Below are 18,129 nucleotides of genomic sequence, written 5' to 3' on the forward strand. Positions count from 1 at the left end.
CCGCATTAGATAACGGAATTATTGCAGTCGTGTGACAGTAATTTAGTCGCCTGGGCAATCCTTGCCTCTCTGGACTACGCTTTGGGTCCGAATCCTGACAACCACAAAAGGAAGGTTCCCATGACTCACAGTACTTTTTCCTGGAATGCCCTGCTGGTAACGGCCGCGTTAACGCTGCCGACACTGGCGTTTGCGGCAGACCCGGCGATGACCAAGGACGGGATGCTGGTGGACCACAACGGCATGACCCTCTACACCTTTGCCAAGGACGCTGATGGCAAATCCATGTGCAACGACAAGTGCGCCACCAACTGGCCGCCGTTGATGGCCGAATCCACCGACAAGCCCATGGGCAAGTGGACCGTGATCACCCGTGACGACCAGAAAAGCCAGTGGGCCTACAGCGGCAAGCCGCTCTACACCTTCATCATGGACAAGAAGGCCGGTGACATGACCGGCGAAGGCAAAATGGACGGGGCGTGGAAGGTCGCCAAGCCTTGATGTGAGCCGGATAAGGGTGAGGGGCCTGGCCTCTCACCGAAACCCGTAGTCCGCGACAATCCCGACAAAAATCGCCAATCCGGCCCAGTGGTTGTGCAAAAACGCCTTGAAGCATTTGAGCCGGTCCTTGTCCCGGGTGTACCAGAACTCCCAGGCAAAACACCCGGCCGCCGCCAGCAAGCCCAGGTGGAACCAGCCGCCCAGCTCAAAACGCATCCCCGCCAGCCACAGGCACACCAGTGCCAGGCCCTGCAGGGTCAGGATGATCACCCGGTCGGCATCGCCGAACAGAATCGCGGTGGATTTGACCCCGATTTTCAGGTCATCGTCGCGGTCGGTCATGGCGTAGTACGTGTCGTAACCCACCGTCCACAACAGGTTGGCGATGTACAGCAGCCAGGCAGCGGCGGGCAGGCTGCCCGTCTCGGCGGTGAACGCCATCGGCATGCCCCACGAGAACGCCGCGCCCAATACCACCTGCGGGTAATAGGTGTAGCGCTTCATGAACGGGTAGCTGGCCGCCAGCGCGAGGCCGCCCAGAGACAGCCAGATCGTCATGGAGTTGGTCAGCAGCACCAGCAGGAAACTGATGACCATCAGCACCGCGAAGAACACCAGGGCCTCTTTCGAGCTGATCCTGCCGCTGACCAGCGGGCGCTGTTCGGTGCGCTTCACATGGCCGTCGACCTTGCGGTCGGCCCAGTCATTGATGACGCAACCGCCGGCCCGGGTGAGTACCACGCCGAGCACGAAGATCAGGATATTGAGCAGCGATGGCGAACCCTTGCCAGCAATCCACAGCGCCCACAGCGTGGGCCACAGCAGCAGGTAAATGCCGATGGGCTTGTCCATGCGGGTCAACTGGATGAAGTCCCAGGCCCTTGGGTTCAGGTGATTCAGGGATTTGAGCAGGCGCTGGTACATCAGAAACGCTCCGGATGGTCGTGCACGGCTTGCCACAGGGGCGGCAGGAAGATTTCAGCCACCAGCACGCTCAGCGGCCCGCGATCAAAGCGCGAGCGGCGCGCCCACAGGTGATCGGCCTGGTCCGCCGGGGGCAGCCATTCCCGCGGGTAGCGGCGTACCTCGATGGCCTGGCGCGTGAAGGCGTGGTCACAAAACAGCAATTCCCCGAGAGACCGGCTGCCCAACTCATCCATGTGCAAGCCGTCGCCCTGCAAGGCGCTGCGGGCCGCCACGCTGCGGGCAAACACCCACGGCTGGCCATGGCCACGCAAATACACCTCGCGCACCCAGCCGATGCTGGCGGCGGGCAAGTCCAGGGTGGCGCATTCGTCGTCTCGCAGTGGCTGCCAGCCTTCGAACAACGGCGTCACGCTGAAGCCATCGTCGGACAGGCGCGTCAGGCGCCGGGTCAGCGAACCTTCATCGAACAGCCAGTTGAGTGTCAGCGGCGTGGGCAGTGGGCTCAGAAGGCTCTGGGTCAGCCATCGGCAAGCATCGGGACGGGCGTTTGAATGCGGCACGGAGGGTCATTATTGGCAGTTAATGAGGCGGCGAGCTTACCATGGTGCCCTGGACTTTTGCCGGAGTGCGCCAGGCCCATGCGTCGATCATGCTTGCATCTGCGCCTGCTGATCAGTACAAAACGCCCTGAGCCGCACGGCAAGGTTGCATTTATCGACCGTCGGCCAACGCGCCTGGACCTGAGGAAACAAGTAATGAAGAAGTGGCAATGTGTCGTCTGTGGCCTGATCTACGACGAGAAAGACGGATGGCCGGATGACGGCATCGCGCCGGGCACCCTGTGGCAGGACGTCCCCGAAGACTGGCTGTGCCCGGACTGCGGCGTGGGCAAAATGGATTTCGAAATGATCGAAATCGGCTGATTGCTGATTTAAATCGCAATTCAAGAACCGTACTACAAGGAGAAAGGAATGAACGCACCTGTCGTGATCGTCGGCACGGGGTTGGCCGGTTACAACCTGGCTCGGGAGTTTCGCAAGCTCGATAGCGAAACCCCGCTGTTGCTGATCACCGCAGATGACGGGCGCTCCTACTCCAAGCCCATGCTTTCCACCGGCTTTGGCAAGAACAAGGAAGCCGACGGCCTGAGCATGGCTGAACCGGGCGCCATGGCCGAGCAATTGAAGGCCGAAGTGCGTACCCACACCCGCATCAGCGGCATCGACCCGGGCCACAAGCGCCTGTGGATCGGTGAGGAAGCGGTGATCTACCGCGACCTGATCCTGGCCTGGGGCGCAGAAACCGTGCGGGTGCCGGTACAGGGCGACGCCGCCGAGCTGATTTTCCCGATCAACGACCTCGAAGACTACGCACGCTTTCGTGCCGCTGCGGCCGGAAAACGCCGGGTGCTGTTGCTGGGGGCCGGGCTGATCGGCTGCGAGTTCGCCAACGACCTGATCCTCGGCGGCTACGAGATCGACCTGGTGGCGCCGTGCGAGCAAGTCATGCCGACCCTGCTGCACCCGGCCGCCGCCGCAGCGGTGCAGGCCGGTCTGGAAGGCCTGGGGGCGCGTTTCCACCTGGGCCCGGTGCTCAATCGCCTGCAGCGCACCGCTGACGGCCTGGAAGCCCACTTGTCTGATGGCGAAGTGATCCAGTGCGACCTGGTGGTATCTGCCATCGGCCTGCGCCCGCGTGTCGACCTGGCCGCCGCCGCCGGGTTGCAGATCAACCGCGGGATCATGGTCGACCGCCACCTCAAGACCTCCCACGCCAACATCTACGCCCTGGGCGACTGCGCCGAGGTCGATGGCCTGAACCTGCTGTACGTAATGCCCCTGATGAGCTGCGCCCGCGCCCTGGCCCAGACCCTGGCGGGTAACGCGACGGCCGTCAGCTACGGTCCGATGCCCGTCACGGTAAAAACCCCGATCTGCCCGCTGGTCGTCTCGCCACCGCCACGGGGCAGCGAAGGTGTGTGGAGCGTCGAAGGGCAGGGCGGCGACATCAAGGCCCTGTGCCGCGACGCCAGCGGCCGACTGCTGGGCTACGCCCTGACCGGCACGGCCGTGATGGAAAAACTGGCCCTCAACAAAGAACTTCCGCCGCTGCTGGCGTAAATGCTGGTCGTTCTGTCGGAATAAGCATCATTTTGACCATAGAAAGGTCGCCGTGAGACTGGCGCAGGCCCCGATGGCATGCCATCCTCACTCCCGTCTGCCGCAGAGTAGAGCCTGCGGCGCCTTGGGCGCTGCTCCGATAGAGAGCAGCACGGACATAACAACAAAAAACCGTCAAAGAGGCTTCACTTATGCGTAAACCAGAACTCGCAGCCGCTATTGCAGAAAAAGCAGACCTGACCAAAGAACAGGCCAACCGCGTACTCAACGCCGTACTCGAAGAAATCACCGGCGCGCTGCATCGCAAGGACAGCGTCACCCTGGTGGGCTTCGGCACCTTCCTGCAGCGCCACCGCGGCGCCCGCACCGGCAAAAACCCGCAAACCGGCGAGCCGGTGAAAATCAAGGCGAGCAACACCGTTGCGTTCAAGCCAGGCAAGTCGCTTAAAGACAGCGTCAATCCGTAAGTCATGTAGAACGCGCTACGCACATGCGAGTGTGAGCGCGGGATGAAAAATGGGCACGCCGACTGGGTCGGGTGCCCATTTTTTGTGGGTGGGCAATCCTTGCTCAATCGTTGAGCTTCAAGCTGTCCACTCGTTCTCAATACACCATTGCTGTACATCCGCAATTAGTTGCGCCGATACCGGTTGCAGATTGGGGAGTTTTTTCTCGTATTTCTTAATACTTTCAACAAAAAATGTAATGAATGCCGCACCTATTAATTTGCGCTGAGCAGCTATGTCTTTTTTCAGTGGAACGAAATCTTCCTCGTCCATGGCGATATCCAGACCGAACATTTTGTCTTTTGCGTAATAACGGCAAAATGTTTTTCGTTCCAGGTTCTTCGGCAGGCATCGCATGCAGACCGCCAGTTCCCAGTCGAGGGTGGGATACTTTTTTTCAAGAATCTCACTCAGGCCATTTAGCTCGTCGGTGATTTCAAAGACCTTTGTCCAACTCGGTGAGTCCGATGTCGTATCGACTCGCATAAAGTATTCCTTATGTCAGTGCCTGCATTTGTTGCCCGGGGGTAGTTTTCCTCGGCGTTTAAAATATTTTCCGATTTTTAATCTTTCCCATACCTGCATATTGCCCTTCGTCGGTGCTGCCATAACCCTTTTGTAGGCAAGATTTTTGGATTTCAGCCACTTTTGGGTATATCGCCGATTCGGATTGACGGTTTCACCGACTTTCCAAACTTCACCTTTTTTCAAATAGACTTGGCCTATTGGCTTTTTATGGCCCCATGCCATCTCGTCATAAAAGCCGTCCTTTTTCGCAATCAGGTAATAAAGCTCGGGGGCCAGTCCCCATGGATCAATCCAGGATATTGGATTGGGGGCGTACTGATAAAAATTGAGCCCGCCGTCAAACTCAATCGGATCCGGTGTCGTAAACCGTCCCACGTCCGGATCATAAAACCTGAAAGTATTGAAATGCAGCCCCGTCTCCCGGTCCAGATACTGCCCCTGAAAGCGCAGGTTCTGTTCTTCGATGTAGTACGGCTCGCGCACTTCCTCAACCGTATTGCCCCACACACGATATGTCGCGCGCCAGACATTATGCCCGTCAGCTTCAGTCAGTTGCTCCGGCAGTCCGTTGAGGTCGTTGTGGTAGTAGCGGATTTTCTGCAGCGGCCCGGTGCCGTCAACGCGAGCCAAGGGTTCGCTGCCTTCATCTTCATAGATGTAAAGACTGGTCTGGCTGTGTTTATGCTCCTGCAATAACCGCAGCCCATCCCAGGTAAACCGGGTTTTCCCCAGGGGATAGCCGTCGTTGCCATGTTCGGTTTTCTCAATGCGTCGGCCCAACGGGTCGTAGATCATCCTGACTACGCTGCCGTTTTCATTGCGCACTTCAATCAGCCGGCTTTCTGCATCGTAGGCGAAGCGTTGCAAGCCACGCGCTGCGCTGCGTTTTTCGATCATCCGACCGAACGCGTCATAGCGATAACGCTTGTCCTGATAGGTCAGCAGTTTGTTATGCACGACCAGCCCAGCGCCTGACTGCGGGCCATCCAGCAGGTTGGCGGCGGCATCGTAGGCAAACGTTTCGCGCTGGCCGTGCAGGCTGTCCTGGCTGGCGATGATGCGGCCAGTGGCATCGTAGTGCAGCAGTTGGCGATGTTGTATGGCAGATTGCTGGTCGAACTTGCCGACCAAGTTGTCGGCAGGGTCATACTCGAACTGCTTTTGCGCTGTCGCTGGCATCAACGATGGCAGGCCTGTAAGGCGGTGTTGGCGTGAGCGTAGACGGCCGCTGCGGTCATACTCACTGCGGGTGCTGAGTCGGCCTTGGGTGCGCAGTACTTCGCGGTGCAGGCGGTCGCGTTCAAAGTCGCTGATGACCTGGCCGTCGAGATTGACCTGATGCAAGTGACCGCTGCCGTAGTACAGGCGATTGAGCCAGCGTCCGTCGGGTATCTGGGTCTGGATAAGATTACCGAGTTCGTCGTAGTGGTGCTGCAGGGTGCCCATAGAACTCTGTTCGGCAAGCATTTGGCCGAGGGCGTCGTAAGCGAAACCAAGGGCTTGGGTATTGCCCAGCAGGTCGGTGAAGGTGACGGCGGTGAGCTGGTCCAGCGGGTCGTAGGCGTAGTCGGTGCGCCCATCGTCGGTGGTTTTGGCGATCAGCCGACCTACTGCGTCACGTTCCATTTGATGGACAATGGGCGCTGGCGGCGTCTCGGGAACCAGGCCTAGCCCGTTGCCGTAGGGGGCCGGAGTGGCGGTCACCGTGGTGATATGGTCCAGTGGATTGTAGGTGTAGCTTTTGGCACTGCCATCGAGGTCTTGCTGCTCAGTCAGCCGATCCCCGGCGTCCCAGGCAAAGAGATAACGTTCGCCGTTCTCGTTGGTCAGTGCTTGCAGGCGCCCATAGCTGTCATAGCCGAACTTCACCTGCCGGCCATGAGCGTCGGTGCGCAGGCTTATCTGGCCACGTCGATTGTGCTGGTAGAGCGTGGTATGTCCGGCAGGGTCGGTATACCCCACGAGTTGGCCGCTGACATCGCGTTGAAACAGCTCGATGCGACCGTCCGGCAGTTGGTTGCTGAGTAAGCGCCCCTGGAGGTCGTAGCTGAATTGAGTGCGCTCGCCAAGCGCGTCGGTGATCACCTGCAGATAGCCGCGCTCGTCGTAGCTGAAACGCGTGGGATAACCCGAGCAATCAATGTGTTCGACCAATTGCCCGAACGGATTCCAACGCAGTTTTTTGCTTTTACCGGAGGCGTCGATGATTTCCACGACCTGGCCGTGGGCGTCATAGCGATAGCGGGTGATGTGGCCCAGCGGGTCGGTTTCGGCAACGCAATTGCCGCGAGGATCATAGCGATACTGCCAACTGTTGCCGGCGGCGTCGGTCTCCACCAGGGGTAACGCCCAGTGCTCAAGCCACAACGTTGAATCGCTGCGGCCCAACGGGTCCGTTTCGCCGATCAGGTTGCCGGCGTCATCATGCTTGTATTCATAGCGTCCACCTTGCGGGTCGGTGGCGCTGAGAAGTTGGCGTTCGTCATTCCACTCGAACAGCCAGGTTTGCCCCAGCTTATCGCTGTATTGAATGATCTGGTGCTGAGTATTCCAATGTCGGGTGCTGACGCGCTGTAAGCCGTCGATGATACGGGTGAGGCCCGCCTTCAAGTCATAGTCGAACTGGTAGGAGTCACCTTCATCGGTCCAGTGTCGGACGACTCGCCACTCTGAGTTTTCAATCAGTGCCCATTCATAGAAGCACCGCAACCCGGTGGGTAACTGATGCTCCACCATTCGGTGCCCGGCATCGTACGTGAAGCGCCGCTGCACCTGGCCAGAGGCATCGCGCACCTCTGCCAGATTGGCCCTGGCGTCATAGCCGTAGCTGACGAGCACTTCGCGACGTTGATCTGGGAATAGGCGTTCGACGCGAGTGACGTGCTCATGTTCGCGTATCAACTCGACCTGCACCAAGTCGAAGGTATCGCGCAGGCGTACCAGGCGTCCGGCCTGGTCGTAGTCGAGATGAATGCGGTTGTCGTTGCGGTCGCCAAGTTGAATCAGGCGCAGCAGCGACGGGTTGGCTGTGGGCTCAAACAAACGATATAGGCCGTCGTCACTTTCAATCAGCAACTGCCCGTTGAGGTGCCGACGCACAGAGAGCCCTTCGCCGGGGCTGAACACCGCCCCCCCCAACGGGATCGAGCCCATGTCGATAGGGCGCCCCTGCTCGTCGGTGTAGACCAGCGCTTCACCGCCTTCTGGATGAGGTTGGATTTCGACGCATACTTCATAAGCCACACTCCAGCCTGTACCGAACAGTGTGCCTGGGCGTTCGTCGCGGCTGTTGTAGAAGCGTTGCCAGTCAATCGGCAGGATGGCGGGCAGTACAAAATCCAGTTCATCGGTGCCGCCCAGCACCTTCGCTCCCGTTGCAGCATGCACCGGATTCGACGAGCCCATGGCAGCGTTGGTCATCGCGTCCATCGCGCTGCTGACGGCCATCGAAGTAGCCCCGCCAATCAGCATGCACGGCAACTTGCTGAAGAACTTGCCCTTGCCGCCCTTGAGCATCAGTAACGCGGTGACCGCCAACCCCACGCCCGGCGTCTTGCCACTGCGTATTTCCCGCACCACCACTGACCCGCCGCCAATGGTCACGTTCGATGAAATCAACCCGGACGACACCACTGTTGCATCGCAGGTACTACGATCACCACTGCGCACCGCAGGCTGGCCATTGATCGTGACCTTATCCGAACCCTCGGCCAGGAACTGCGGAGGCATCGGTGGATGCTTCATGCAGGTGACCAAGTCCAGAGGCTTGGGCACGGCTCCTGGTGTGGGAGTAGCCACCGTGGGGCGCCACATTTGGGAGAAGAAGCTCTCGGCCATATCCAGATAACTGGCTTCTGGTTCGGGTGCGGGTTCTTCCAGTTCGGTTCCGGCTGGCGCGACATGCGAGCTGATCGCCCCCGCGGCACGTGCGGCGGGAAGGTTGTTGGTCAGGGTATCGGTGGCACCGGTGAGAATATTCGCCTGTACCGTGGGCGGAAACAGGGCGTTGCTGAAGCTGTCGCATAAATTGGTGAGGCCTTTGTCCGCCCCGCTCTTGCTCATGAGAAGGCCGACAACTGTGCCCACCACTGCGCCGAGCAGGACGCATCCGAGTCCGCCGGTAGCGACGGTGATACCGGTAGCAGCCACCACGGCAGCAGTCGCTACTGCAGTGATCGCGATATTGGCCGCCACCTCCAACACACCGCCGAGGATGTCGGCCATCATTGAGGTGTGGGAGAGCGCGTCGCCCATGCGAGCGGCCCATAGAGCATCAGACATGCATGGTGCCCATCAGGAAATCGCGTCGAACGACAATGAGTTTTTGATCGTCGCCCAGTGCGCCGCCTCGGCATCGCCCAGCTTGTCTGCCTTCACATAACTCAAGGCGAGCATCTTGCGTGTGCCCGGGATTACCAGAGCCAGTTGGTACTGGAACACCTTGTCACTGCCCTTGCTGAACTGGCTGCGGAGCTCTATGCCTTCTACTTCCTTTGTTGCACCTAGACGGACACCGACGCCCGGTTGATAGCGCAAATCCTGCACCTGTTTTTCCAGGCGTTTGAGCTGTTCGTCGAAGTTGCTGTGCAGGGTTTCGCCATCGGTGAGGAAGCTGCGGCTGATGATCAAGGAAGTGCCCAGCTCGGGGAACTTGAGGATATTGATCGTAGCGTCCTGCAGCTCGCCGGCCGGCAGTTGGAACTGAAATTCGTTAATTCGGTACGTCATGGAAAACAGGTCTCGTCAGGAGCTTTTAGGCGCGGGGAACGCGGCTTTGATATTGGCGTCGATGCTGGCTTTCATGCCCTGACCATCGGGTGTTGCGCCGGGGCCGCCGCCGTTGTTCAGGTGCAGGACGCCGCCGGTATTGAATTCGGCATCGCCGCTGGCGTGGAAGCTGATATTTACGCCACTCAGGTTGATCTGCCCGCTGGCGTTCAACTCCAGGATGCTTTTACCGCAGACCAATCGCAGGTTTTCGCCCACTTCAATCACGTAGCTCTGGCTGATGCTGTCGGTCTTTCTCTGGCCCACCGAGAGGATGTCTTGATGCTTGACGATGCGCACTCGATTGTTCCCAATCGTCACCGTCTCGTTATGCCCAATACTCTTGTTCCGGTCATGCCCCACCGAATGACTTTCATCCACCTCCACCACGATGTCCTGATTACGCTCGGCATGGATGTACAACTGCTCCAACCCCTTCTTGTCCTCCATGCGGATTTCATTGAAGTTGGCCGGCGTGCCGCCTTTGCTGGAGCGGCTTTTCATCCCGCTTTGGGTGGCGTTTTCCGGCAGATCGTAAGGCACGGTCTGCTCGGCGTTGTACACGCGGCCGGTGATGATCGGCCGGTCGGGATCGCCTTCCAGGAAGCTCACAATCACTTCCTGGCCGATCCGTGGGATCTGCATCGAGCCCCAGTTTTTTCCGGCCCAGGACTGCGATACGCGAATCCAGCATGAGCTGTTTTCGTTGGACTGGTCGTGGCGGTCCCAATAGAAATGCACCTTGACCCGGCCATATTGGTCGGTCCAGATTTCTTCGCCCTTGGGGCCCACCACCAGCGCGGTCTGCGGGCCTTTGACGATGGGCCGGTAGGTGTTGGCCAGCGGGCGGAAACTCTGTTGTGCGTCGATGCAGGTGAGGGTGCTTTCGAACTGGGCCGAAGGCGCGCCACCGCCGCTTTCGAGGCTTTCCTGGGAGATGTAGTAGCGGGCGCCGACGATCAGGTATTCGCGGTTCTGGTCGCGGCGACTGAAGCCGGTGAGGCTGAACAGGTGGCCGGAACCCAGGCCGCGCGCATTGCCGCTGAACTCCACTTGTTCGTGCAGGGTTTGCAGGGCTTCGATGCGGGTGCGGGCGTAGTGTTCGCCGTCTTCGCTTTTGACGTAGGTGCCGGGGTAGTCGTACAGCGGGTAGTCGCCGGCGGTATGCGGGCGCGGCATGGCCGAGCGCACGTCGATGCTCGCGCTGGGGCGCTGGAAGTCGTAGTCGTTGAGCTCAAGGGAGCCGGGCTGTACTTCCTGTGCCAGGTGCCAGTTGTGCATATGGTCGCGTTCGCGCTGCTGCTCGTCCTTGGGGTAGTAAGGCACCGAGGCGTAGCCGGGCACGTTGGCGTGGGCACCGTAGGCATCGGCCAGCACCAGCACGTGGCGGTCCTGCTCGTGGCGAAAGAAGTAGTAGATGCCTTCCTGTTCCATCAGGCGGCTGACGAAATCGAAGCTGGTCTCGCGGTACTGCACGCAGTATTCCCACTCGCGGTACGGGCGGCTCAGGGCGTCCTCGAAGTCGGAAAAACCCAGGTCGCGAAACACCTGCTTGATGATCTGCGGGATGCTCAGGTTCTGGAAAATCCGGCAGTCGGAGGTGCGGCTCAGCAGCCACAACCACGGGCGCAAAGTCACCTGATAGCTGGCGAACTGGCCCTGGTCGATGTTCTGGCTGCAGCGGGCGACGATGCCGTGGAAGTGTCGCTCGCCACCGTCCGCCAGTTGCAGGTTCAGGCTCATGGGCTTGCCCAGCAACTGGTTGAGGTCGATGTTGGCGTCCAGCGAGGTCAGCTGCAGTTCGAAATTGAACAGCCGACCCAGCTCTTCGCCGCCACCCATTTCATTGAGCAGCAGCACATCCGGCCCCAGGGGGCTGGTGATCTTGGCCAGGCGTGAGGCTTGGTTGAATAACATCGGTTAACCCGTAAATAGCGTAATAACTGTAGGAACCGGCTCCAACTGTGGGAGCGGGCGTGCTCGCGAATGCGGTGAATCAGCCACTGGATGCATCAACTGATGCACCGCCTTCGCGAGCACGCCCGCTCCCACAGTTTTGATCGCATTCCGTCAGGTCAATCGTTGAAGTCGTAGTGCAATTCGTTATCCCGCGTGCTGATCCGCACCCCCGCCAGCGCCTTGCCTTCGAGCATGCGGGTGAGGAATTCGCGGCTCATGTCCGGCAGCAGGCTGTTGGTGAGGATGGTGTCGATCATCCGCCCGCCGCTTTCGGTTTCGGTGCAGCGGGACACGATCAGGTCGACCACGTCGTCGTCGTAATCGAAGGCGACTTTGTGGGTGTTCTCCACGCGCTTCTTGATGCGGTTGAGTTGCAGGCGGGTGATCGCTTTCAGCATCTCGTCGCTCAGCGGGTAGTACGGAATGGTCACCAGGCGGCCGAGCAGCGCCGGCGGGAAAATCTCCAGCAGCGGCTGGCGCAGGGCCTTGGCGATTTCCTCGGGCTCGGGGATGTTCGCCGGGTCTTTGCAGACCTGGGAAATCAGCTCGGTACCGGCGTTGGTGGTCAGCAGGATCAAGGTGTTCTTGAAGTCGATCACCCGGCCTTCGCCGTCTTCCATCACGCCCTTGTCGAACACCTGGAAGAAGATTTCATGCACGTCCGGGTGGGCTTTTTCCACCTCGTCCAGCAGCACCACGCTGTAGGGTTTGCGCCGCACGGCTTCGGTCAGCACGCCACCTTCGCCATAGCCGATGTAGCCCGGTGGCGCACCCTTGAGGGTGGACACGGTGTGGGCTTCCTGGAACTCGCTCATGTTGATGGTGATCACGTTCTGCTCGCCGCCGTACATGGCTTCGGCCAGGGCCAGGGCGGTTTCGGTCTTGCCCACGCCGGAGGTGCCGGCGAGCATGAACACGCCAATCGGCTTGCTCGGGTTGTCGAGGCCGGCGCGGGAGGTCTGGATGCGCTTGGCGATCATCTGCAAGGCGTGGTCCTGGCCGATGATGCGTTTCTTCAGGTGCTGGTCGAGGTTGAGCACCGTCTCCAGTTCGTTGCGGGCCATGCGGCCCACCGGGATGCCGGTCCAGTCGGCGACCACCGAGGCCACCGCTTGGTAGTCCACGGTCGGCAGGATCAGCGGGGTTTCGCCTTGCAGGGTGCTGAGGCGTTGTTGCAGGTCTACCAATTGGGCACGCAATTGGTCATCGCCGCTGTCCACGACACCGGATTTTTCACGCAACGTCGCACGGGTGGCGAGCAACTCATCCACCAGGGTTTTCTCTTCGGCCCAACGGGCTTCCAGGGTGGCCAGGCGCTCGCGTTCGGCGCTCAGCAGCGCTTCGCTGTTGGTCTGGCGCGCACCGATGGCGATGCCGATCGCGTGCTCGCGGGCGATGATTTGCAGCTCGGTTTCCAGTGCCTCGATACGGCGGCGGCTGTCGTCGACTTCTGCCGGCACCGCGTGCAGGCTGATGGCGACGCGGGCGCAGGCGGTGTCCAGCAGGCTCACGGATTTGTCCGGCAACTGGCGCGCCGGAATGTAGCGGTGGGACAGCTTCACCGAAGCTTCCAAGGCCTCATCGAGAATCTGCACCTGATGGTGTTTTTCCATGGTCGAGGCCACGCCGCGCATCATCAGCAACGCCTTGTCTTCCGACGGCTCGGCCACTTGCACCACCTGGAAGCGACGGGTCAGGGCCGGGTCTTTTTCGATGTGCTTCTTGTACTCGGCCCAGGTGGTGGCGGCCACGGTACGCAAGGTGCCGCGGGCGAGGGCGGGTTTAAGCAGGTTGGCCGCGTCACCGGTCCCGGCGGCGCCACCGGCACCTACCAGGGTGTGGGCTTCGTCGATAAACAGGATGATTGGTTTCGGCGAGGCCTGGACGTCTTCGATGACCTGGCGCAGGCGCTGTTCGAACTCGCCTTTCATGCTGGCGCCGGCTTGCAGCAGGCCGACATCGAGGCTGCGCAGTTCCACATCTTTCAGCGCGGGTGGTACGTCGCCGGCGACGATGCGCAGGGCGAAGCCTTCGACCACGGCGGTCTTGCCGACGCCGGCTTCACCGGTAAGGATCGGGTTGTTCTGGCGGCGACGCATGAGGATGTCCACCAGTTGGCGGATCTCTTCGTCACGCCCGACGATCGGGTCGAGCTTGCCGCTGCGGGCCTGTTCGGTCAGGTCGACGGTGAAGCGCTTGAGGGCTTCCTGCTTGCCCATCGCGCTCGGGGCCATGGCGCCGCTGGCTTCGCCCGGTACTGCACCGGCATTGAAACCGTCGCTGGCACTCAATGCATTTTCGGGCGAGTCGCCGACGTATTCATCAAAGCGTTCGCTCAGGGCTTCGGCCTTGATCTTGTCGAACTCACCGGACAAGCCCAACAGCGCATGGCGCAGGCTGGGCGTCTTGAGAATTCCCAGCACCAGGTAACCGGTGCGCACCTGGCTTTCACCAAACATCAGGCTGCCGTAGACCCAGCCACGCTCGACCGCTTCTTCCACATGGGACGACAAGTCAGTGATCGACGTCGAGCCACGGGGCAGGCGGTCCAGGGCTTCGGTCAGGTCGCGGGCCAGACGCGCCGGCTCGACGTTGAACTGTCGGATGATACGGTGCAGGTCAGAGTCCTGCAGTTGCAGCAACTGGTGAAACCAGTGGGCCAGTTCCACGTACGGGTTGCCCCGCAGCTTGCAGAACACGGTGGCGGCTTCGATGGCCTTGTAGGCCACGCTGTTGAGTTTGCCGAACAGTGCGGCGCGACTGATTTCACCCATGCTCTGGATTCCTTGAGGTGTTGGCGTGTTCGGCGTAATGCCGGGCCAGGATTAGGTCGTTGGCGTCATGCTCGGGTTGGCCGAGCCAGGTGTTGAAGCCCAGGCGGAACTGGCCGTTGAGTTGCAGGGCCGGCACTTCCGGTTGTTGCAGGATCAGGTTCAGGTCCCAGTCCAGTTCGTGGCCCAGGTACTCGGCGACCCACGCCACCAGCTCGTTGAACGGCTGGCTGCCGGGCAGCATGCCCATGTAGTCATCGAGCTTCAGCGGGCCCAGGCGAATGCGGAATTTATGCTGGCGGTCCCACACGTGGCTGCCCAGGCAAAAGTCCACGCCCAGCTGGTTGGCGCTGACACTCACGCGGCTGCGTTCGGGCAGCTCCAGCCATTGGCCGACGTACTCTTCGATCTCCACCGGCAGGCCGAAGTACTCGCCGAGAATCGCCTTCAGGCCGTCCGGATAGCGGGTTTGTGCCGACAGGTGGCCGCTGTAATGCAGCTTCGCCGTGTCGGGGATCAGGCCCTGGTTGAGCAGGCTCGGGGTGCCGCGACCGCTCAATGCGGCGAGGCGCGCCGACCAGTAGTCATCGTCCGGGCGATCATGGCTGACGGTAGGCCGCGCCTCGGCCCAGGCGCGATAAAACAGGGTCAGCAGGCGGTGGTGGAACACATCCAGGAAGCGCTTGCTGGTGCTGTCGGCGTTGTTGCGCTGGCGCTCACGCACGTACTCGGTGATGTGCAGCGGCAGCGGGCCGTTGGGGCCGCCGAGGCCGAAGAAGAACTGCTCCAGCCGTGCCGGCTGGCCTTCAGCCCCAGGTTCGACCGAGGCCAATGTGGCCGGCGCAAAGGTGCAATCGGCCTGCTGCCCGAGACGCAGCGGGTCATCCGCCAGGCGCAGGGAATGCCCCAGGCGTGGCAAGTTCGGCGATTCGCACTCGATACGCCGCAGCGCCTGGAAGAAGTCATATTCCCAGGGCTCCTGATGCATTGCATCCAGGGTACTCACAGGGTCGGACGGCGTCCGGGCTTGGCTTTCCATCGCATGATCTCGCCGCGTTCGGTGGTACGGATCACCGTCTCGGTAAAACTGTTGATCGACACATAGCGTGCCAGGAACCGTTCAAACACCGCACCGAGCAGGAACACGCCGGTGCCGCGGAACGCGTTTTCATCAAATTCCAGGGTGATCTCCAGGCCGCGGCCAAACACGATCGGGCCGGGCATCGGCAGGCGCCGGGTCACCGCCTTGCTGCTGACTTCCCGCAGGCCTTCGATCTGCAGTTGCAGGGCGGCGTCGTTGCTGTCGCCATACAGGCGCAGCAGTTCACGCAGCGCGGCGGCGCCCTGGCCTTGCTCGCTCAGCGACAGGTAGTTCAACGACAACTGGCTGATCAGGCGCCAGGCCTTGGCGTCATGGGCATGGCTGGCGCGCGGGCGGCTTGGCCCGGCGACGCAGCGCACGGCCAAGACCGGCGCACTGTCGGCCAGGGTGAAGTCGGTCTTGCCGTTGCCCACGCTCATGAACAGCGGCAAGTCGCGGTTAGTGCACAGTGCGGTCACGCCCAGTTGGCGCAGGTCATGGCGGTACGGGGCTTGCTGGGTGTCCACCAGGCTGACGAAGGTTTCGCTTCCCACATAGGTGGAGCGCGGCCCGTTGCGGCGCTGGTCGCTGGACAACACGCGGGGTTCGCGGCGCACCGTGTAGTAAGCCTGGTCACGGCCATAGCGCGATGGGTCGCGTACTGCATAGAACGGCAGGAACGGCTGCTCCGGTCCGGTGCCGTGGCCCGTGATGCCGCTCAAGGAGTGAATCTCGAAATCCATCGGTCGCGTGCGGTCGGCGATCACATGGTGTTCGTTGACCCGCTCGGACAAGTGAATCCGGTCCACGCGCTTGGGGAACAGGTTGATTGCCGGGGTGCAGAACGGCACGAACTGCGCCTTGCCGACGCTGCCTTCCAGGCTTGGATCGTGACGGTCGAACAGCACGATCAGTTCCAGTTCCTGGCCGTCACAGCGTTTGACTGCACGGCTCAGTTCAGCGAATTCGACGAACAGAAAACGGTGGGGCAGGGCGAAGTATTCCTGAAGCAAGCGATAACCCTGGAATGCCCGAGGCACCACCGGCATTGCCGCATCGGCGTCGTCGAAACCCCGGGAGCGCAAGGCATCCGGCGGCAGGCGTTCAACCCAGTCACCGCCGGGCTTGCGCGCGAACACCGCGCAGGCATTGCCCAGCAGTTGTTCGTAAAGGCGGAACGGTTGTTCGTCTGCACCGCTGAGGTACAGCGGCAAATTATCCAGCGCCAGGCTGTTGAACGGCAGCTCGGCGCCGGTACGCAAGGTCAGGCGCAGGCCGGCCTTGGCCTTGGGTTCGCTGGCAGCCAAACGCCCGAGCACGGCGGACGGGTTGCCGAAGTACTCGGCCTGGGCGACCTGCAACGGCCACAGCGTCACCGGGTGCGCGGTGCGGTATTCGCAGCAGGTCTGGGTTTCGCGGCCCAAGGCGGCGCGCAGGACGGTGTCGCGGGGCAGTGGAAAACCACTGGCCAGGGAGCCTTCATCGGGATCGGCCTGCAACTGCACCACGGTCATCGACGGGGTCGGCGCCAGGTAGTGCGGGTAGGCGATCTCCAGCAGGTTGTTGGTGAAGGTCGGGTACTCGGCGTCGAGCTTGAGCTGGACCCGGGCCGTGAGATACGCAAAGCCTTCGAGCAAGCGTTCGACGTACGGGTCGGCGCAGTCCATGCCGGACAGGGTCAGCCGACTGGCGATCTTCGGGTATTCCTTGGCGAACTCGGCGGCGCTTTCGCGCACGTGGTGCAGTTCCTGGTTGTACAGCTCCAGCAGGCGCGGGTTCATGGGCGTCTCCGCTGGTCGGCGTTGACCACACGCACATGGCCGGACTCCAGGTCCAGGTCGGTTTGCAGCAACAGGCGCAACGGCACCGGCTGCGCCCACAGGTCGCCTTCGATCTCGAAACTCAGGGCGTTGTGGTTCATCTCACCGTGGCCGACGCGTGCCTTGACCCGCAAGGTGTGGCGCAGGATGCGCGGCTCGAAGGTGGCGATGGCTTGTCTAATCAAGGCTTCCAGGGCGCTGATGTCGACACTGGAGACACTGTTGCCCGCCAGCGCCGGCAGCCCGTAATTGACCACCGACGTACCGGCAGGCGTGTGCAGCGTGGCATCGGCGTTGAGCAGTGAAGTGGTGTTGAGCAGCCACGTCAGGTCACGCAGCACCGAGGCTTTCAATTGGCTCAGGGACAGCACGCGTTTGTCGGCGCTTTCCTTGGGATTGGTCGGGTCATCGTCGGTCAACCGGTCCAGCAGGGACGGTTGCAGGCGATCGCGGGAAGCAATTTCAGTTACCACCAAAGCAGCTCCACGGACGGGTTGCGAGAGGAACAGGGGGCTTGCAGCCGCCACTTGGGGTGGCGGCTACAGGGGCAATCAGCGTTTGGTGTTGGAGCGAATGTTCCAGCCAAACTTGATCGCGCCGCCGTCTTTGGTGCCGTCGGCTTTCTGTGGCTGGTAGTCCACCATCACCTGGGCAAAGTTCAGGGTCACGTTTTCGGTCAGGCGGTCATCGCTGCCCGAACCGCCGGTGCTCAGGGAGGTGACCAGCACTTCTTCCAGGTTGATGATCATGTACTCGACCTGGCTTTCACCGCCGGCCTTGCGCACGGTCAGCGTGACCTTGTCGATGTGCTTGCCGCTCGCGCAGTGCATCATCAGGTTGGGCGAGGCCTTGTCGACGTACTTGGTCAGCGACAGGTCCTGGATGTTCACCTTGCCCGCACCGCCGCCACCGCCCACGTGCATGTTGCCGGACTGGGCCATGCCCCAGCTCCAGTTCAACACGTCGATTTCGTCCTTGTGGGCCTTGTCCATGGACTCGCCCTTGATGTCGCCGATCTTGATGAAAATATCAACAGCCATGTTTTCTCCCTGTGTGGTCTCAGCCACAGAATTTGTTAACGCTGATCGTTCCCACGCTCTGCGTGGTAACGCATCTTGTGACGCTCTGCGTCACTGGGACGCGGAGCGT

15 protein-coding genes are annotated in these 18,129 nt (G+C 61.2%); 4 read left to right on the forward strand and 11 right to left on the reverse strand.

All coding sequences use genetic code 11. From position 1 onward, the window contains the following. Positions 1–120 precede the first annotated feature (120 nt). A complete protein-coding gene (locus tag HX805_RS02450) occupies positions 121–501 on the forward strand; it encodes a hypothetical protein (RefSeq protein ID WP_177116574.1) in 381 nt (126 codons plus the stop codon). Positions 502–534: 33 nt separating this feature from the next. Here HX805_RS02450 and ubiA read toward each other — a convergent pair whose 3' ends face one another. Both ubiA and HX805_RS02460 read right to left on the reverse strand, forming a co-directional pair. Beyond that, the gene (ubiA, locus tag HX805_RS02455) at positions 535–1,425 is read right to left on the reverse strand and encodes a 4-hydroxybenzoate octaprenyltransferase (RefSeq protein WP_003213378.1); all 891 of its coding nucleotides are present in this window, start codon (positions 1,423–1,425) and stop codon (positions 535–537) included. Beyond that, positions 1,425–1,988 carry a chorismate lyase gene (locus tag HX805_RS02460; protein ID WP_177116575.1) on the reverse strand — a complete coding sequence of 188 codons (564 nt, stop codon included), beginning with the start codon at positions 1,986–1,988 and terminating at the stop codon, positions 1,425–1,427. Before HX805_RS02460 ends, ubiA begins: the two co-directional genes overlap by 1 nt. Positions 1,989–2,183: 195 nt before the next feature. Here HX805_RS02460 and HX805_RS02465 point away from each other — a divergent pair, with 195 nt between their 5' ends. The 3 genes from HX805_RS02465 (at position 2,184) to HX805_RS02475 (ending at position 4,015) form a co-directional block, all read left to right on the forward strand. Then, positions 2,184–2,351, forward strand: a complete 168-nt coding sequence (locus HX805_RS02465) for a rubredoxin (RefSeq protein WP_003213373.1) — start codon at positions 2,184–2,186, stop codon at positions 2,349–2,351. A gap of 48 nt (positions 2,352–2,399) precedes the next feature. Beyond that, the gene (locus HX805_RS02470) at positions 2,400–3,548 is read left to right on the forward strand and encodes an NAD(P)/FAD-dependent oxidoreductase (RefSeq protein ID WP_177116576.1); all 1,149 of its coding nucleotides are present in this window, start codon (positions 2,400–2,402) and stop codon (positions 3,546–3,548) included. A gap of 191 nt (positions 3,549–3,739) precedes the next feature. Further along, positions 3,740–4,015, forward strand: a complete 276-nt coding sequence (locus HX805_RS02475) for an HU family DNA-binding protein (protein ID WP_003213368.1) — start codon at positions 3,740–3,742, stop codon at positions 4,013–4,015. A 117-nt stretch (positions 4,016–4,132) separates the two neighbouring features. On the opposite strand, the gene HX805_RS02480 is transcribed toward HX805_RS02475, so the two are convergent. From HX805_RS02480 to HX805_RS02520, 9 genes are all read right to left on the reverse strand, one after another. Further along, positions 4,133–4,540: a hypothetical protein gene (locus tag HX805_RS02480; RefSeq protein WP_003213360.1), complete on the reverse strand. Its 408-nt coding sequence runs from the start codon at positions 4,538–4,540 to the stop codon at positions 4,133–4,135. Positions 4,541–4,555: 15 nt separating this feature from the next. Further along, entirely contained in the window at positions 4,556–8,863 is a 4,308-nt protein-coding gene (locus HX805_RS02485; RefSeq protein WP_102370175.1) for an RHS repeat-associated core domain-containing protein, read from the reverse strand. 12 nt (positions 8,864–8,875) lie between these two features. After that, entirely contained in the window at positions 8,876–9,310 is a 435-nt protein-coding gene (locus HX805_RS02490) for a DcrB-related protein (RefSeq protein ID WP_003213356.1), read from the reverse strand. A 15-nt stretch (positions 9,311–9,325) separates the two neighbouring features. After that, positions 9,326–11,266 carry a type VI secretion system Vgr family protein gene (locus HX805_RS02495; RefSeq protein ID WP_003213354.1) on the reverse strand — a complete coding sequence of 647 codons (1,941 nt, stop codon included), beginning with the start codon at positions 11,264–11,266 and terminating at the stop codon, positions 9,326–9,328. A 158-nt stretch (positions 11,267–11,424) separates the two neighbouring features. Then, positions 11,425–14,082 (reverse strand): type VI secretion system ATPase TssH, encoded by a 2,658-nt coding sequence (gene tssH, locus HX805_RS02500; RefSeq protein ID WP_177116577.1) that lies wholly within the window; start codon positions 14,080–14,082, stop codon positions 11,425–11,427. After that, a complete protein-coding gene (gene tssG / locus HX805_RS02505; protein WP_177116578.1) occupies positions 14,075–15,118 on the reverse strand; it encodes a type VI secretion system baseplate subunit TssG in 1,044 nt (347 codons plus the stop codon). The genes tssH and tssG overlap by 8 nt, the downstream gene beginning before the upstream one ends. Further along, complete coding sequence (gene tssF, locus HX805_RS02510) at positions 15,082–16,941, reverse strand: type VI secretion system baseplate subunit TssF (RefSeq protein ID WP_063033828.1); 1,860 nt, start codon at positions 16,939–16,941, stop codon at positions 15,082–15,084. Before tssF ends, tssG begins: the two co-directional genes overlap by 37 nt. After that, positions 16,938–17,453: a type VI secretion system baseplate subunit TssE gene (gene tssE / locus HX805_RS02515; protein WP_003213348.1), complete on the reverse strand. Its 516-nt coding sequence runs from the start codon at positions 17,451–17,453 to the stop codon at positions 16,938–16,940. Before tssE ends, tssF begins: the two co-directional genes overlap by 4 nt. 78 nt (positions 17,454–17,531) lie before the next feature. Then, entirely contained in the window at positions 17,532–18,020 is a 489-nt protein-coding gene (locus tag HX805_RS02520) for a type VI secretion system tube protein Hcp (RefSeq protein WP_003213345.1), read from the reverse strand. Between the last annotated feature and the right edge of the window lie 109 nt (positions 18,021–18,129).

Origin of the sequence: Pseudomonas sp. G5001 (assembly GCF_013385475.1) — a bacterium.
Taxonomy (GTDB): Bacteria; Pseudomonadota; Gammaproteobacteria; order Pseudomonadales; family Pseudomonadaceae; genus Aquipseudomonas.

Bases quoted from the DNA above. Each gene is read 5' to 3' on its own strand.
- HX805_RS02450 (WP_177116574.1), top strand. From the start codon at position 121: ATGACTCACAGTACTTTTTCCTGGAATGCCCTGCTGGTAACGGCCGCG.
- ubiA (WP_003213378.1), bottom strand. From the start codon at position 1,425: ATGTACCAGCGCCTGCTCAAATCCCTGAATCACCTGAACCCAAGGGCC.
- HX805_RS02465 (WP_003213373.1), top strand. From the start codon at position 2,184: ATGAAGAAGTGGCAATGTGTCGTCTGTGGCCTGATCTACGACGAGAAA.
- HX805_RS02470 (WP_177116576.1), top strand. From the start codon at position 2,400: ATGAACGCACCTGTCGTGATCGTCGGCACGGGGTTGGCCGGTTACAAC.
- HX805_RS02475 (WP_003213368.1), top strand. From the start codon at position 3,740: ATGCGTAAACCAGAACTCGCAGCCGCTATTGCAGAAAAAGCAGACCTG.
- HX805_RS02480 (WP_003213360.1), bottom strand. From the start codon at position 4,540: ATGCGAGTCGATACGACATCGGACTCACCGAGTTGGACAAAGGTCTTT.
- HX805_RS02485 (WP_102370175.1), bottom strand. From the start codon at position 8,863: ATGTCTGATGCTCTATGGGCCGCTCGCATGGGCGACGCGCTCTCCCAC.
- HX805_RS02490 (WP_003213356.1), bottom strand. From the start codon at position 9,310: ATGACGTACCGAATTAACGAATTTCAGTTCCAACTGCCGGCCGGCGAG.
- HX805_RS02495 (WP_003213354.1), bottom strand. From the start codon at position 11,266: ATGTTATTCAACCAAGCCTCACGCCTGGCCAAGATCACCAGCCCCCTG.
- tssH (WP_177116577.1), bottom strand. From the start codon at position 14,082: ATGGGTGAAATCAGTCGCGCCGCACTGTTCGGCAAACTCAACAGCGTG.
- tssG (WP_177116578.1), bottom strand. From the start codon at position 15,118: ATGGAAAGCCAAGCCCGGACGCCGTCCGACCCTGTGAGTACCCTGGAT.
- tssF (WP_063033828.1), bottom strand. From the start codon at position 16,941: ATGAACCCGCGCCTGCTGGAGCTGTACAACCAGGAACTGCACCACGTG.
- HX805_RS02520 (WP_003213345.1), bottom strand. From the start codon at position 18,020: ATGGCTGTTGATATTTTCATCAAGATCGGCGACATCAAGGGCGAGTCC.